The sequence below is a fragment of the Ensifer sp. LC384 genome (assembly GCF_001695865.1).
In the GTDB taxonomy this organism is placed as follows: Bacteria; Pseudomonadota; Alphaproteobacteria; order Rhizobiales; family Rhizobiaceae; genus Ensifer.
The window spans coordinates 335,501-350,158 of record NZ_MBST01000001.1 but is presented as its reverse complement, the minus strand read 5'-3'; the positions used below and the strand labels follow the sequence as shown (position 1 = coordinate 350,158).

Below are 14,658 nucleotides of genomic sequence, written 5' to 3'. Positions count from 1 at the left end.
GCTCAATCTCTTTGTTTTTCCGCATTTCCTGGCGCAAAGCCGCTGCACACTTTTGCTGGAAATGCTCACTCTCTTTGCTTTTTGCGCTTTCGCCGGAATTGCTCTTAGCTGTCGAACCAGACGCGGCTGGCAACATAGCCGTTCGAAAGGTCGTTGCCGATGTCGTCGACGAAGCCCTTCAGCGATGCCGAAGCGGCGTTCACGTAGTCGTTGAACACGGGCAGGATCAGGCCGCCTTCGTCGCGCACCGTCATCGCCATCGTACGGTACATCTCCTTGCGCTTGGCGTCGTCGAGTTCCGCGCGGGCCTGAAGCAGGAGCTTGTCGAAGTCTTCGCGCTTGAAGCGGGTGTCATTCCACTCGGCGCTGGAGAGGTAGGACGTGGAGTAGCGCGAATCCTGCGTCGGCCGCCCGCCCCAATAGGAGGCGCAGAAGGGTTGGACGTTCCAGACATTGGTCCAGTAGCCATCCTCTGGCTCGCGGCGAACCTCGAGCTCGATGCCGGCCTTCTTGGCGCTTTCCTGGAACAGAACCGCCGCGTCGATGGCGCCGGGGAAGGCGGCATCCGAGGTGCGCAGCAGGATCGGCCGGTCGTGGCCCGACTTCTTGAAGTGGAAGGCGGCCTTGTCGGGGTCATAGGCGCGCTGCTCGATGCCTTCAGGCGCCAGCGCATAGTTCTCGTTGACCGGGTAGTCGTTGCCGAGCGTGCCGAAACCGCCAACGACCCTGTCGAGGATCGCCTGACGGTCGATGGCGTATTTCAGCGCCAGCCTCAGGTCGTTGTTGTCGAAGGGCGCCGTGTCGCAATGCATCAGGAAGCTGTAGAAGCCCTTGCCGGCGGTCCGGAGGATCTCGACGCGCGGCGCGCGCTTCAGCAGCGGCACGGTCTTCGGGTCGATGTTGTTGATGAAATGCACCTGGCCGGAGGAGAGCGCGGCGATACGGGCGGTCGTGTCGTTCATCACGATGATTTCGACGCTGTCGACGAAGCCGCGATCCTGGCGCCAGTCGTTGGCGTTCTTCTCGAAGGTCGAGCGCAGGCCGGCCTCATAGCTTGCGAGCTTGTAGGGGCCGGTGCCGATAGGCGAGGCGGGATTGTCGACGCCGCCGCGCGGCTGGATGATCAGGTGATAGTCGGTCAGAAGCAGCGGCAGGTCGGCATTGCCTTCGGTCAGCGTAAGGACCAGCGCACCGGCCTTTTCCTCGATGGTCTTGATCGAACGCATCAAGCCGAGCGCGCCCGACTTCGACCCTTCGTCCGAGTGGCGCTTCAGCGTGGCGATGACGTCGGCGATAGTCATCTTGCTGCCGTCGTGGAAGCTGACGTCGTTGCGGATCTTGAAGGTCCATTGCGATGCGTCCGCCGAGGGCTCCCAGGATTCGGCGAGCGCCGGCAGCGGTGCGCCGGTTTTCGGATCGGATTCGACCAGCGTGTCGCCCCAGAGATGGCCGATGACGAAGGAAACCGAGCCGCTGTAGCCGGCAGGATCGAGCGTATCGGTGGTGGCGCCGCCCTTCAGGCCAAGCTTCAGATGGCCGCCGCGCTTGGGCTCTTCGGCGCGCGCATCGCCCGCCACCATCGTGCCGCCAAAGCCCGCCGCCAGTCCCAGGGCCGCCGTGCCCGCCAGAAAGCCGCGGCGGTTGATGCCGACCGGCACGATAAGGCCGTCGGGGCGCTTGGTGAATTCGCTCATATGCAGGTTCCCTCTGATGTTTTGTTTCAAGGGAAAACCTAACGGCTGCCACAGGTCGCACAATTTCGCGACTTGACGCTGATTTACGCGACTTTACGCTGCTTGAAATCACACTTCAGGAGAGCTGTGTTGCACGACGCCGACCTATTCGTCGCCAATCTTCGTTTCGCCTGCGCAACGCGGCGCTCGATCTCGCAGATCTGCCGCGAGATCGGCATCAATCGCCAGCAGTTCAACCGCTACATCAGCGGCGAAGCGCGGCCGTCGGCGCATAATGTCGCCCGCATCGCCAGCTTCTTCGGGCTGCAGGCGCAGGACTTTTCCCTGTCGTCGAAACTGTTCGAAGCCCGCATGACCCGGCCCGATCGCGACCGCTCGGAAGCCGGGCTGCTGCTCGAGGGATTTCCCGGCGACCTCGCTGGGCTTCGCCGCCATGTCGGCTACTACCAGACCTATCATCTCTCGCCGTCGTGGCCCGGCCGCGTCGTCTGCTCCTGCGCCAGGATCCATGAGGAGAGCGGCTCGATCCGGGTAAAATCGATCGAGCGCATCCGTGACGCCGCCAACGAGATCCAGCAGTTTTCGAAATATGTCGGCCTCGTCACCTTCTGGCGCAATCGCATCTTCATCGCCGAGCGGAGCGTCGGGCGTCAGCCGATGCTGTCGCAGACGATCCTCATACCGTTCGAGGTGCATCAGCGCGTCTATCTGCGCGGCACGACCATGGGCGTCTCCTGGCGCAAGGAAAACCTGCCCTATGCCTCGCGCATGATCTGGCGCACTCTCGGCCAAGAGCCTGATATCCGGCAGATGCTGTCGCGCTGCGGCGTGCTCGCCGTCGGATCGCGGCAAATGCCCCAGACGGTCAGGGCCTTTCTCGAAACGCCGGATGCCGAGGTGCTGACGGTGCCGACCGTATATTGAGGTAGCGGCGTCGGCGTCGCCGCCTACTGCATAATTCCTTAAATCGGATCCGATTTAAGGGTGAAATTATGCACCAAGCATAAGTGCTACAGCGTCCTTAGCGCGTCATATTTGACGCGCGGCGCTGTAGATTGCGTTGCATTCCGTGTCTGCACCGAAGAAGGGCAAGCCGATGAAAGCTGCGATCGCCGCCATGTCAGGACTTCTGCTCGCGGTCTCGGCCATGCCGTCCGGCGCCGAAGACGCGCGCCCGCCCATCCCGGCTTGCGCGCTTTCCGGTTCCACCAGCGTCATGATCGGCGGGCAGCCGGCGCTCCGGCTTTCCGACGTCGCCAACTGCCCGCCGGAGCTTTACGAGGTGGTGCCGAGCATCATGATCGAGGGGCAACCGGTCGTGCATTTCCGCGCTGGCAGCGGCGCCAAGGGCGATTGCTCGGCCAAGGGTGAGGCCACGGTGACCTTTGAAGGTGAGGCGGCGCAACGGGTGGGTGACGTCGACTGCCGGCGGAAGTAGCGCGCCGTCAGTCCAGCATCGCCAGCCGAGCCCCCTCCCGAAGGGCCCTCTGGGCGGGCGGGTTGGTGACCGGGTAGCCTGCGATGAAGCGCTCGACGGTGAAGGACGGGATTTCGCTTCGCAGCCTGAGAGCGGCGTCTGCCGCTTTCTGCGCTTCGCCGAGGCAAGCATGCGCCATGGCCTGGAACATCAGCGTGCTCGGCGATTCCTGCGAACTCTTCTCGAAAGCCGGCAGGCATTCGCGGTAGCGACCGGTGACGAACAGAACGCGGCCGAGCATGCCGTAGTACCAGGGCGGGCCGAGCGGGTTCAAGGCGAGGGCGCGTTCGATCAGGGGGATAGCTTCGAAGGGGTCACCGACGACCAGCGCCTTGCCTCCCGCAAGCACCGCCAGGGTATCGGCGTGGTTCTTCCCGAATTCGAAGGCGCGCGCATGCGCCTCGGCGGCACCCGTCAGGTCGCCGAGGCAAGCCCTGAGATCGCCGAGACAGGTGTAGCCGGCAGGGTCGGTGGGGTCCAGCCGCAGCGCTTCGTCGACGGCACGCCGCCAGTCCTGAAGGGCGGCATCCAGATCCTTAGCATAGCCGTTACAGGCCTGGACCGAATAGGCATAGGCAAGTTCCGTCCAGGCCCGCGCACGACCCGGGTCCAATTCGAGCGAGCGCGAGAGCAACTGTATTGCGGCGGCGTTGCCCTCGCGGTTGAACCGGTTGTGCTGCTCGACGCCCAGAAGATAATAATCGTAGGATTGCAGGCTGCCCGGCGGCTTGCGGCGGCTGGCCTTGCGTCCGAGGGCCGCGAGCGTGCCGAAACACCCCGCCAGGACATTGATGACGCTTTCGCAGAGGCTGTCCTGCAGGGTCAGGACATCTTCCATGGTGCGCTCGTAGCGCTCGCTCCAAAGCATCATGCCGGTGCGCGTATCCGAAAGCTGGATCGTCAGGCGAACCCGCCGGTCGTCGGCGCGCAGTTGGCCGGTGATGGCATAGGCGGCCCCGACCGCCTGGACATGGTCCTCGAAGGCCTCGGGCCGGTTGCCGAGAAGCTTCATCGTATGGAAGGCGATCACGGGGATATCGGCAAAGCGGGCGAGGTCGACGCAGATATCGGACGACAGGCCGTCGGCGAAACGGTGCCAACGCTCCTCCGGATTGAGGCTTTCGATCGGAAAGAGGGCAAGCACCGGCCAGGCCGGCTCGACCAGCCGAACTGGGGCCACCGCCTCGGTGGTCGTCCTGCCGGCCACCATCTGCGCGACGCAGGACGCGAGCTCGATCTTGTTGCGCACGCCGAGCTTGCCGTAGATCGTCGCCAGGTGCGTGCGCACCGTTGACGGCGCAATGAAGAGCGCCTCGCCGATTTGCCGATAGGTGAGGCCGGCAGCAAAGTGCTCCGCGACGGAGCGCTCGCGGTCTGACAACGCCTCGGTGGCGGCCTGTGACGTCTGGATGTGGTTCATGGCTGCTCCCTGCCATTCGACCGGACCGGTTTCAACGGTGCCCAGGCAAAATACTACAAATGCAGGAGAGGAAACACAGCAACTGCGCGATGTGGCGATCGGCGGGCGGGCCTAGAGTTTCGGCATTGCTTCAACGCGCCCCGAGGGGCTCAGCAGATGCGAGAACGACGATGAGCGGCCTCCTGACTGGAATGTCCGAATTCTATCACGCCATCTGGCAGGATCTTTACGAGCCCGCCAGAACCTTTGACGGCCGACCCGGCGGCCATGGTCCCTTTGATATCCTGACCGTTTGGGAGGAACGTGTCCGCTTTCGGCGCCAGCTTGCAAAGATGGCCGAACAAACACCGGAACTGCTCAAAGATGTCGGCCTGACAAAGGCCCAGGTCTTTGTCGAGACGACCAAGCCCTTCTGGCGGCGCTAGGGCCGAGGCGGGAACCGGGCGCCCGCGCGCGGTCGGTTCCCCTTGAGCCTGGCCATGCAGTCCAGGAAAGTCGTTTCTGGCCTTTCGGACTTGCCTCAGTTGCCGGCGCTTTCCATACGCCTGGTCTTCAAGACGCGCTCCAGCCAGCCGATCTCCATTTCCGGAACCGACTTCAAAAGCAGGTCGGTGTAGTCGTCGAAGGGGGGCGCCAGCACCTTGGACTTCGGCCCGAACCGCACCAGCCGGCCGCGGTGCATCACCGCCACGCTGTCTGCAATCGCCCGGACGATGGCGATGTCGTGGGTGATAAAGACATAGGAAACAGCGGTTTCCTCCTGAAGCTTCAGAAGCAGATTCAGGATGCCCTCGGCCACCAGCGGGTCGAGCGCCGAGGTCGGTTCGTCGCAGAGGATCAGTTCCGGCTCTGCGGCCAGCGCCCGGGCAATGGCGACACGCTGCTTCTGGCCACCGGAGAGCTCGGCCGGATAACGATCGAGGAAACGCGTTCCCATCTCGATCTGGTCGAGCAGTTCCTTGACCCGCGCCGTCTTCTTGGCGCCATGCATGCCGAAGTAGAAGGACAGCGGCCGCCCGACGATGTCGCGCACCGTCTGGCGCGGGTTCATCGCCGTATCGGCCATCTGGTAGATCATCTGGATGCGGCGCAGTTCGTCATTGCTGCGGCCCTTCAACGCCCGCGGCAGTTCCTTGCCTTCGAAGGTGATGCGTCCTTCGGTCGGCGGCAAGAGGCCGGTGATGACACGGGCCAGCGTCGACTTGCCCGAGCCGCTTTCGCCGACGATCGCCAGCGTCTGGCCCTTGGGCAGATGCATGGAAACGTCGTGCAGCACCTTGAAGCCGTTGCCATAACCAGCGCTGACATGCTCGATCTTCAATTGCGTGCCGGTCTGGTCCGGCGCCTCGTCACGCTTGGTCTGGCGCACGCTGACCAGCGCCCGGGTGTAGTCTTCGGCCGGGGCCTCGATCACCTGTTTCGTGGTGCCGTATTCCACCGTCTTTCCGTGGCGCAGCACCATGATATCGTCGGAGATCTGGGCGACGACGGCCAGATCATGGGTGATGTAGAGGGCGGCGGTATGCGTTTCCTCGATCGCGTGCTTGATCGCCGCAAGCACGTCGATCTGGGTGGTCACGTCGAGCGCGGTCGTCGGTTCGTCGAAGACGATCAGCTCCGGGTTGGGGCAGAGCGCCATCGCGGTCATTGCCCGCTGCAACTGGCCGCCCGAAACCTGGTGGGGGTAGCGCTCGCCGAAGGTTTCCGGGCTCGGCAGGCCGAGGACCTGAAAGAGATAGAGCGCGCGCTTCGTCGCCTCCTCGCGGCTCATGATGCCGTGGCGAAGCGAAGCCTCGATCACCTGATCGCCGAGCCGGTGTGCCGGGTTGAAGGCGGCGGCGGCCGACTGTGCGACGTAGCAGACGCGTGCACCGCGGATCGAGCAAATGCCGTTCTTGTCGAGCGTCAGGATGTCCTTGCCGTCAAGCAGTACGTGGCCCCCGGTGATGCGCACGCCGCCGCGGCCATAGGCGAGCGCCGACAGGCCGATGGTCGACTTGCCGGCGCCGGATTCGCCGATCAGGCCGAGCACCTTGCCCTTCTGGAGGTCGAAGGACACGCCTTCGACCAGGGTCACGGTTTTCGGCGGTTCGCCGGGGGGGTAGCTGGTCGCCTCGATCTTCAGGTTCTTGACGGAAAGAAGCGCATTCTTTTCAGGTGAAGACTCAGGCATCGCCACGCCCTCCTTTCAGGCTGGAGGTTCTCTTCATCAGCCAGTCGACAACGAGGTTGACGCAGATCGCCAGCGTCGCGATCGCGGCACCCGGGATCAGGGCGGCGGATATACCGAAGATGATGCCGTCCTTGTTGTCCTTGACCATGCCGCCCCAGTCGGCGGCCGGCGGCTGGATGCCGAGACCGAGGAAGGAGAGAGTGGAGAGAAACAGGATGGAAAAAGCGAAGCGCAGGCCGAACTCAGCGAGCAGCGGCGACAGCGTGTTGGGCAGGATCTCGCGGAAGATGATCCAGGCGCTGCCTTCGCCGCGCAGCCGTGCCGCCTCGACAAACTCCATGACCGCGACATCGAGCGCGACCGCGCGGCCGATGCGGAAGACGCGGGTGGAATCGAGCACGGCCATGACCAGGATCAGGATCCACAGATGCTGCGGCAGCACCGCCAGCACGACGAGGGCGAAGATCAGCGTCGGGATCGCCATCATCAGGTCGTTGAAGCGGGAGAAGAACTGATCGACGAACCCGCCCATGACCGCGGCGGTGAACGAAAGGATCATGCCGAGCGAGAAGGACAGCACGGTTGCCGCCAGCGCCACGAAGATCGTGGTGCGGGCGCCGTAGATCAGGCGCGAAAGCAGGTCGCGCCCGAGATTGTCGGTGCCGAGCAGAAAGTCGCCGCCGGCGGGAAGCCAGATGTCGCCGACGATGTCTCGTTCGCCGAAGGGAGCGATGACGGGTGCGAACAGGGCGCAGAAGATCGCGATCACGATGCCGGCGATGCCGATCCAGGCGCTGATGGGAATGGCTTTCAGGTTCATCGCGGGTGCCTCAGTCTCGGGTTGGCGAGAATGGCGAGAATGTCGGCCGCCATGTTGAGGAAGATGTAGAAGGCCGCGAAGATCAGGCCGCAGGCCTGCACGACCGGCATGTCGCGCACGGTCACGGCGTCGACCATGTATTGGCCCATGCCGGGATAGACGAACACCACCTCGACCACGACGACGCCGACGACGAGATAGGCAAGGTTGAGCGCGATGACGTTGATGACGGGCGCCACCGCATTGGGAGCGGCATGGCGGGCGATGATGCGAAACATGCCGAGGCCCTTGAGCTCGGCCGTCTCGACATAGGCCGACGACATGACGTTGAGAATTGCCGCTCGGGTCATGCGCATCATGTGGGCGAGAACGACGAGCACAAGCGTTGCGACCGGAAGCGCGATTGCCGAAAGCCGTTCGGTGAAGCTCATGCTGTCATAGACGGTCGCCGGGAAGGTCGCGACGCCGAATTTGACGGCGAAGAACATGATCAGGAGATAGCCGACGAAGAATTCGGGCAGGGAGATGGCCGCAAGCGAGACGACGTTGATGATCTTGTCCGGCAGCCGGTTGCGGAACTGCACCGCCAGCATGCCAAGGCCGACGGCGAGCGGCACCGAGACGATCGCGGCGAAGAAGGCGAGAAACAGCGAATTGCCGAGACGCTTGGAAATCTGTTCGCCGACCGAATTCTTGCTGGCCCAGGAGGTGCCGAAGTCACCCTGCACGGCGCCGCCGAGCCAGGAGAGATAACGCTCGCTCCAGGGGCGGTCGAGGCCGAGATCCTTACGGATGTTTTCCACGGCCTGCGGGGTCGCCGACTGGCCGAGATAGGTGGTGGCGAAGTCGCCGGGCAGAGCCTCGATGCCGCCGAAGATCATCAGCGACACGGCAAAGAGCAGCCCGACGCTCAAACCGAGGCGCTGAAGGATCAGCGCCGCGAGAGGGCGGCGAAAGGTGAAGCGCCGCCAGAAGGTGCCGCCGATTTCGCCCGTGGCGTCGGCGGGGTTGGGTTTCGCTGGTGCACCGGAAAGATCGGCGGACCGCGGATGTGCTCCATCCGCGGTCCCATCCGTCGGAACCGGACCAGTCATCGGTCCGCTTTCCATCATCAGGCGTCGAGCCAGACGCGGGTTGCGACGTAGCCGTTCGACATGTCGTTGCCGATATCGTGGACGTAACCCTTCACCTGCTTGGTTGAGGCGTTCACGAAGTCGTTGAACATCGGCAGGATCAGGCCGCCTTCGTCGCGCACCATCATCGCCATGGTGCGGTACATGTCCTTGCGCTTGGCCTCGTCCAGCTCGGAGCGGGCTTCGAGCAGGATCTTGTCGAAATCCTCGCGCTGGAAGCGCGTGTCGTTCCAGTCGGCACCAGAGTGGTAGGCGGTCGAATACATCTGGTCCTGGGTCGGTCGCCCGCCCCAGTAGGAGGTCGAGAAGGGCTGGACGTTCCAGACGTTGGTCCAGTAACCGTCGCCTGGTTCGCGCTTGACCTCGATTTCGATGCCGGCCTTCTTGGCGCTTTCCTGGTAGAGAACCGCCGCGTCCACCGCGCCCGGGAAGGCGACGTCGGAGGTGCGCAGCAGCACCGAGCCACTGTGCCCGGACTTCTTGTAGTGGAAGGCCGCCTTGTCGGGGTCGTAGGCGCGCTGCTCGATGCCTTCGGGGAAGAGGGCATAGGTGTCGTTGATCGGGAAGTCGTTGCCGACCTTGCCGTAGCCGCCGAGGATGCGTTCGACCATGGTCTCGCGATCCATTGCGTATTTCAGCGCCAGGCGCAGGTCGTTGTTGTCGAACGGTGCGGTGTTGCAATGCATGATGAACACGTAGTGGCCCCGGCCAGAGGTGTTCAGGATCTCGACAGTGGGCGCCTTCTTCAACAGGTTGACCGTCTTCGGATCAACACGGTTGATGAAGTGCACCTGACCGGAGGAAAGCGCGGCGATACGCGCCGTCGCATCGTTTATGGCGATGATTTCGATCGTATCCACGTAGCCGCGGTCCGTGCGCCAGTCATCGGCATTCTTTTCGAAGGTGGCGCGCACGCCCGGTTCGAAGCTGGCCACCTTGTAGGGCCCGGTGCCGATCATGGCGTCGGGATTGTCCAAGCCGCCGTTCGGCTGGATGATGAGGTGGTAGTCAGAAAGCAGCAACGGCAGGTCGGCGTTGCCTTCCGTCAGTGCCAGCACGAGCTTGTCCCCGTCGGCCTTGATTTCCTTGATCGACTTCATCACGCCGAGTGCGCCCGATTCCGACTTGTCATCGGTGTGACGCAGCAGGGTCTTGATCACGTCGTCGACTGTCAATTCCTTGCCGTCGTGGAACTTTACGCCCTTGCGGATGGCGAAGGTCCAGGTCGAGGCATCGGCAGACGGTTCCCAGGATTCGGCGAGCGCCGGCACAGGTGCGCCGGTGGTCGGGTGGCTTTCGACCAGCATGTCGCCCCAGTTCCGGCCGACGACGAACATGAATTGCGACAGTGCCTTGGCCGGATCTTTCGAGTCGGTCGCGGCAGCGCCTTCGAGGCCGAGCTTCAGGTGGCCGCCGCGCTTCGGCTCCTGGGCCGCGGCGCTGGTGGCAAACAGCGTGCCTGCCGTCGATGCGAGGATGCCGGCTGCAGCCGCGCGTCCGAGAAATTCACGCCGGTTCATCTTGCCGAGCATGACCTGTCGTGTGAGGTAATCCTTGTAATCGCTCATTCCCCTGTTCCCTTCTGTGTCGGCATTCGCCGTTCGTTGTGGTTGGTAGAGATTGCTGCGTACCGCCACCTTATGGATGGCTTTCGGATCGGCCGTTTGGGCCATTCTTTGTCTTCGATTGCCTTGTTTCTCCTTTCTCGGGCGGACGCTGCAGGTCCAGATCGATAAGCCTAATCGCTTGGATGCGCCTTGTAACGTCCTAAATTATAATTCATTTCCATAAGTGGCGCTTATGGATAAGCCTTCGGCGGCACGCAGATGGCCCCGCGCGTTCGGTGACGTCGTTCCGCCGGTCCACCGGCTCGTTGTCAGTACTGCGCCGCCTGTGGCAGCGTCCGTCAGCGGCCCTTCCAGACCGGGTCGCGCTTCTCAGCAAACGCCTTTGCGCCCTCCAGCTGGTCCTCGCTCGAATAGAGAATGTCGACGGTCTTGAACTGCCGACGGGTGATCTTGTTCATCGTTGTCTGGAAGGTCTCGCCCTCGGCGGCGCGCACCACTTCCTTGATGGCGGCATAGACGAGCGGCGGTCCGCTCTCGAGCAGTCGGGCGAGCTCCCAGGCGCGCGCCATCAGCCTGTCGGCAGGCAGGATCTCGTTGACGAAGCCCCAGCGGTTGGCTTCGACGACGTCGAGCCAACGGCCGGTCAGAAGCATGTCCATGGCGATGTGATAGGGGATGCGCTTCGGCAGCTTGATCGAGGCGGCGTCGGCAACGGTGCCCGAGCGGATTTCCGGTAGCGCGAAGGTTGCGTGCTCGGCCGCCAGGATCAGGTCGGTGGAGAGCGCGATTTCGAGACCGCCACCGCAGCAGATGCCGTTGACGGCTGATATCACCGGCTTGTTGAGGTCGCGCAGTTCCTGCATGCCGCCGAAGCCGCCGATGCCATAGTCGCCATCGACCGCATCGCCGGCCGCCGCCGCCTTCAGGTCCCATCCCGGACAGAAGAACTTTTCTCCGGCGCCGGTGATGATGGCGACGCGCAGGGTGTCGTCGTCGCGAAAGTCGCGGAAGATCTCGCCCATCACCCGGCTGGTCTTCAGGTCGATGGCGTTGGCCTTCGCCCGGTCGATCGTGACTTCGAGAATGCCGCCTTCGCGGCGGGTAAGGATCGGTCCGGTCATGGCGTCAGTTCCTCCGGCGGATCAGGGCGTCGGCGGCGATGGCTCCATGGCCTTCCGGTAACACCATTAAAGGATTGATATCGAGTTCTTCGAGCTTTGAAGCGTTTGAAACGACATAGGATGCCGCAGCGGCGACAGCGTCGGCAAGGGCTGTGAAATCGCCTTTCGGTCCGCCGCGATAACCGTCGAGCAGCTTGCGGATCTTCAGGCTGTCGATCGCCTCGCGGATCAGCTCCGGCGTCGTCGGCAGCGTCAGAATTGCGGAATCATCCAGCAGTTCCACAAGGATACCGCCGGCGCCGATGGTCAGCACCGGGCCTGCCACCGGGTCGCGCATCGCGCCGATGATGAGTTCGGCGACGGGCTTTGCCACCATCTTCTCGACGAGAAATCCCGATGCCACCGAAGCCATGCCCTCCGCGGCGCTAAGCACCTCGGCGCGGCTTGTCAGATTCAGCTTGACGGCACCGGCCTCGGTCTTGTGGGCGACGCCCAAACCCTTGAGCACCACGGGGAAGCCGAGGTTTTCGGCAGCGCTGGCAGCCTGCTGCGGCGTCGATGCGGTCTTGCCCGGCGGTATCTGGAGGCCGGAGGCGGAAAGCTCGGTCTTGGCTTCATGCTCGCTAAGAGTGATGGCATTGCCGCCGTCGGAAGCGCCGCCGTTCAGGAGTTTTGGCGGTGCGGGCCTGGCCCATGCCGCGCCGATGCCGGCCGCGGTTTCCACTGCCGCCAGCGCCTCGTCGATGCCGAAAAAGGGGATGACGCCGGCCGCCATCAGCGTCAGCGCCGTCTGTTCCGGCATGTTTTCGCTGAGACTGGCGACGATGCCGGCGCGCGCGCCGGTCGCCTTCGCTGCGTCGATCACCGCGTCGCAGGTCGTTACCCAGTCGGCGGCGTCGCAGCGGTCCTGGCGGGGAAAGTCGAGCACGATGAGGTTGAGCGCATAGCCGCCCTTCATCATCGCGCCGAAGGCGGTCGTCTGCTTCTCGCGGTTGCCCCAGACGAAGGTGTGGTAATCGAGCGGATTGGCGATCGTCACCATCTCGCCGAGCGCTTCTTTCAGGGGCTTGCGCTGCTCGTCACGAAGCGCACGGTAATTCACCCGATAGCGCACGCCGGCATCGGCCATCAGCGAGGCCTCGCCGCCCGAACAGCTCATCGACGAAATCTCGTTGCTTTCGAGCGGGCCGGCGACATGCAGCAGCTTCAACGTTTCGAGCAGCGCCGGCAGTGTATCGACGCGGCCAATGCCGAGGCGGGCGAGCAGCGCCGAGGAGACCCGGTCGTTGCCGGCAAGCGAGGCCGTGTGCGAGACGGTGGCGAGCTGGGCCGCTTCCGACTTGCCGACCTTCAAAGTCACCACCGGCTTGCCGAGTTCACGGGCGCGGGTTGCCAGCCGTTCGAGCGCGGCAACGCTGTCGAACCCTTCGATATGCAGGCCGACGGCGGTGACGCGCGGATCTTCGAGCACGGCGCAGGCAATGTCGGAAAGACCGGTCTGCGCCTGGTTGCCGGCGGTCATGAGATAGGCGAGCGGCAGGCCGCGTGTCTGCATCGAGACGTTGCAGGCAATGTTGGAGGATTGCGTCAGGACGGCGACGCCCTTTTCGACGCGCTGCATGCCATGCTGGTCGGGCCAGAGCAGGGCGCCGTCGAGCATGTTGATGAAGCCGTAGCAATTGGGGCCGACGATCGGCATGTCGCCGGCGGCCGCGACCAGCGCCTCCTGCATGTCGTTGCCGTCGTCGAGTTCGCTTGCCGCCTCGCGAAAACCGGAGGCGTAGCAGACAGCGCCGCCGGCACCGCGTGCCGAAAGGGCTGCTATGATGTCGATGGTGAGCTGCCGGTTGACGCCGACGAAGGAGGCGTCCGGTGCTGCGGGAAGGTCGGCGACCGAGCGGTAGCACCTGCGGCCGAGGATCTCATCTTCCCTCGGATGCACCGGCCAGATATCGCCGGCAAAGCCCATCTTGTCGCATTGTTCGATGACCCGTCGTGCCTCCTTGCCGCCAAAGACGGCGATGGATTTCGGTCGGATCAGGCGGTCGAGGGAGCGTGTCATCGGCCGATCACGCTCCCAGCGGCCGTAGCAGGTCGCGGCTGATGATGTGGCGCTGGATCTCGGAGGTGCCGTCCCAGATGCGCTCGACGCGGGCGTCGCGCCAGAAGCGGGCGAGCGGCAGGTCGTCCATCAGCCCCATGCCGCCGAAGATCTGGATCGCCTCGTCGGTGACGCGTGCGAGCATCTCGGTGGCAAAGACCTTGGCAGAGGCGATCTCGCGATTGGAGGGCAGGCCCTGGTCGAGGCGCCAGGCGGCCGAAAGCGTCAAAAGGTCGGCGGCGTCGATCTCGGTGATCATGTCGGCGAGCTTGAACGAGACGCCCTGGTTGGCGCCGATCGGCTTGCCGAACTGCTTGCGCTCGGCGGCATAGTTCAGCGCATAATCGAAGGCGCGGCGCGCCCGGCCGACCGAGGTCGCCGCCACCGTCAGCCGCGTGGCGAACAGCCAGTCGTTGGCGACGTCGAAGCCCTTGTGCACTTCGCCGAGGATCTGGGCGGAGGGCAGGCGGCAATCGTCGAACGTCAGGATGCAATTGTTGTAGCCGCGGTGGGAGACGGAGCTGTATCCCTTGCGGATCTCGAAGCCGGGGGTGCCGCGGTCGACGAGGAAGCAGGTGATCTTCTTCTTCGGTCCGTGCGGCGTGTCTTCCTCGCCGGTGGCGATGAAGACGATGACGAAATCGGCGATGTCGGCATGGCTGATGAAATGCTTGGTGCCGTTGACGATCCAGTCGTCGCCGTCCTTGCGGGCAAAACACTTCATGCCGCGCACGTCGGAGCCCGCATCCGGCTCGGTCATGGCCAGCGCATCGAATTTGTCGCCCCTGACCGCCGGTAGCAGGTATCTTTCGCGCTGCTCGTCGTTGCAGGCCATCAGGATGCCCGACGGGCGGCCGAAGAAGACGGTCAGGCCCATCGAGCCGCGACCGAGTTCGCGCTCGACCAACGTGAAGGAGGTATGGTCGAGCCCGGCGCCGCCCACCTCTTCGGGGAAATTGCAGCCGAAGAAGCCGATTTCCTTGCACTTGCGGGCGATATCCTGGCCGAGTTCGCGCGGCACGATGCCGGTGCGCTCGACCTCGTCCTCATGCGGATAGATTTCGGTCTCGACGAAGCTCCTGACCGTGTCGACGATCATCTGCTGTTCTTCGGTCAGTGCGAAATTCATTTGTTCTCCCTCGCGATTTTTC

The 14,658-nt window shown here is 63.9% G+C and carries 12 protein-coding genes; 3 read left to right on the top strand and 9 right to left on the bottom strand.

Annotation, left to right across the window (positions count from 1 at the left end):
- Window positions 1–104 precede the first annotated feature (104 nt).
- Complete coding sequence (locus BC363_RS01650; protein ID WP_065786650.1) at window positions 105–1,694, bottom strand: ABC transporter substrate-binding protein; 1,590 nt, start codon at window positions 1,692–1,694, stop codon at window positions 105–107.
- A 129-nt stretch (window positions 1,695–1,823) separates the two neighbouring features.
- Between BC363_RS01650 and BC363_RS01645 the strand changes: the two genes are divergently transcribed.
- Together BC363_RS01645 and BC363_RS01640 are read left to right on the top strand one after the other, a co-directional pair.
- Entirely contained in the window at window positions 1,824–2,618 is a 795-nt protein-coding gene (locus BC363_RS01645; RefSeq protein WP_065786652.1) for a helix-turn-helix transcriptional regulator, read from the top strand.
- Window positions 2,619–2,790: 172 nt separating this feature from the next.
- Window positions 2,791–3,132, top strand: a complete 342-nt coding sequence (locus BC363_RS01640) for a PAAR domain-containing protein (protein WP_065786654.1) — start codon at window positions 2,791–2,793, stop codon at window positions 3,130–3,132.
- A gap of 7 nt (window positions 3,133–3,139) precedes the next feature.
- On the opposite strand, the gene BC363_RS01635 is transcribed toward BC363_RS01640, so the two are convergent.
- Entirely contained in the window at window positions 3,140–4,591 is a 1,452-nt protein-coding gene (locus BC363_RS01635) for a LuxR C-terminal-related transcriptional regulator (protein WP_065786656.1), read from the bottom strand.
- 170 nt (window positions 4,592–4,761) lie between these two features.
- Between BC363_RS01635 and BC363_RS01630 the strand changes: the two genes are divergently transcribed.
- Window positions 4,762–5,016, top strand: coding sequence for a hypothetical protein (locus BC363_RS01630; protein WP_065786658.1), 255 nt, complete (start codon window positions 4,762–4,764; stop codon window positions 5,014–5,016).
- A 95-nt stretch (window positions 5,017–5,111) separates the two neighbouring features.
- Here BC363_RS01630 and BC363_RS01625 read toward each other — a convergent pair whose 3' ends face one another.
- From BC363_RS01625 to BC363_RS01595, 7 genes are all read right to left on the bottom strand, one after another.
- Complete coding sequence (locus BC363_RS01625; RefSeq protein ID WP_065786659.1) at window positions 5,112–6,764, bottom strand: ABC transporter ATP-binding protein; 1,653 nt, start codon at window positions 6,762–6,764, stop codon at window positions 5,112–5,114.
- Window positions 6,757–7,584 carry an ABC transporter permease gene (locus tag BC363_RS01620; protein ID WP_065786660.1) on the bottom strand — a complete coding sequence of 276 codons (828 nt, stop codon included), beginning with the start codon at window positions 7,582–7,584 and terminating at the stop codon, window positions 6,757–6,759. The genes BC363_RS01625 and BC363_RS01620 overlap by 8 nt, the downstream gene beginning before the upstream one ends.
- Window positions 7,581–8,696 carry an ABC transporter permease gene (locus tag BC363_RS01615; RefSeq protein ID WP_065786662.1) on the bottom strand — a complete coding sequence of 372 codons (1,116 nt, stop codon included), beginning with the start codon at window positions 8,694–8,696 and terminating at the stop codon, window positions 7,581–7,583. Before BC363_RS01615 ends, BC363_RS01620 begins: the two co-directional genes overlap by 4 nt.
- Window positions 8,696–10,285 (bottom strand): ABC transporter substrate-binding protein, encoded by a 1,590-nt coding sequence (locus BC363_RS01610; protein ID WP_053248331.1) that lies wholly within the window; start codon window positions 10,283–10,285, stop codon window positions 8,696–8,698. Before BC363_RS01610 ends, BC363_RS01615 begins: the two co-directional genes overlap by 1 nt.
- Before the next feature lie 338 nt (window positions 10,286–10,623).
- On the bottom strand, window positions 10,624–11,406 hold the full coding sequence (locus tag BC363_RS01605) for a carnitinyl-CoA dehydratase (RefSeq protein WP_065786664.1): 783 nt from the start codon (window positions 11,404–11,406) through the stop codon (window positions 10,624–10,626).
- A 4-nt stretch (window positions 11,407–11,410) separates the two neighbouring features.
- Complete coding sequence (locus tag BC363_RS01600; protein ID WP_065786666.1) at window positions 11,411–13,468, bottom strand: acetate--CoA ligase family protein; 2,058 nt, start codon at window positions 13,466–13,468, stop codon at window positions 11,411–11,413.
- A 7-nt stretch (window positions 13,469–13,475) separates the two neighbouring features.
- A complete protein-coding gene (locus BC363_RS01595) occupies window positions 13,476–14,636 on the bottom strand; it encodes an acyl-CoA dehydrogenase family protein (RefSeq protein WP_065786668.1) in 1,161 nt (386 codons plus the stop codon).
- Between the last annotated feature and the right edge of the window lie 22 nt (window positions 14,637–14,658).

Excerpts from the sequence above, each read along its gene's own strand:
- BC363_RS01650 (WP_065786650.1), bottom strand. The coding sequence starts at position 1,694 with ATGAGCGAATTCACCAAGCGCCCCGACGGCCTTATCGTGCCGGTCGGC.
- BC363_RS01640 (WP_065786654.1), top strand. The coding sequence starts at position 2,791 with ATGAAAGCTGCGATCGCCGCCATGTCAGGACTTCTGCTCGCGGTCTCG.
- BC363_RS01635 (WP_065786656.1), bottom strand. The coding sequence starts at position 4,591 with ATGAACCACATCCAGACGTCACAGGCCGCCACCGAGGCGTTGTCAGAC.
- BC363_RS01630 (WP_065786658.1), top strand. The coding sequence starts at position 4,762 with ATGAGCGGCCTCCTGACTGGAATGTCCGAATTCTATCACGCCATCTGG.
- BC363_RS01625 (WP_065786659.1), bottom strand. The coding sequence starts at position 6,764 with ATGCCTGAGTCTTCACCTGAAAAGAATGCGCTTCTTTCCGTCAAGAAC.
- BC363_RS01620 (WP_065786660.1), bottom strand. The coding sequence starts at position 7,584 with ATGAACCTGAAAGCCATTCCCATCAGCGCCTGGATCGGCATCGCCGGC.
- BC363_RS01615 (WP_065786662.1), bottom strand. The coding sequence starts at position 8,696 with ATGATGGAAAGCGGACCGATGACTGGTCCGGTTCCGACGGATGGGACC.
- BC363_RS01610 (WP_053248331.1), bottom strand. The coding sequence starts at position 10,285 with ATGAGCGATTACAAGGATTACCTCACACGACAGGTCATGCTCGGCAAG.
- BC363_RS01605 (WP_065786664.1), bottom strand. The coding sequence starts at position 11,406 with ATGACCGGACCGATCCTTACCCGCCGCGAAGGCGGCATTCTCGAAGTC.
- BC363_RS01600 (WP_065786666.1), bottom strand. The coding sequence starts at position 13,468 with ATGACACGCTCCCTCGACCGCCTGATCCGACCGAAATCCATCGCCGTC.
- BC363_RS01595 (WP_065786668.1), bottom strand. The coding sequence starts at position 14,636 with ATGAATTTCGCACTGACCGAAGAACAGCAGATGATCGTCGACACGGTC.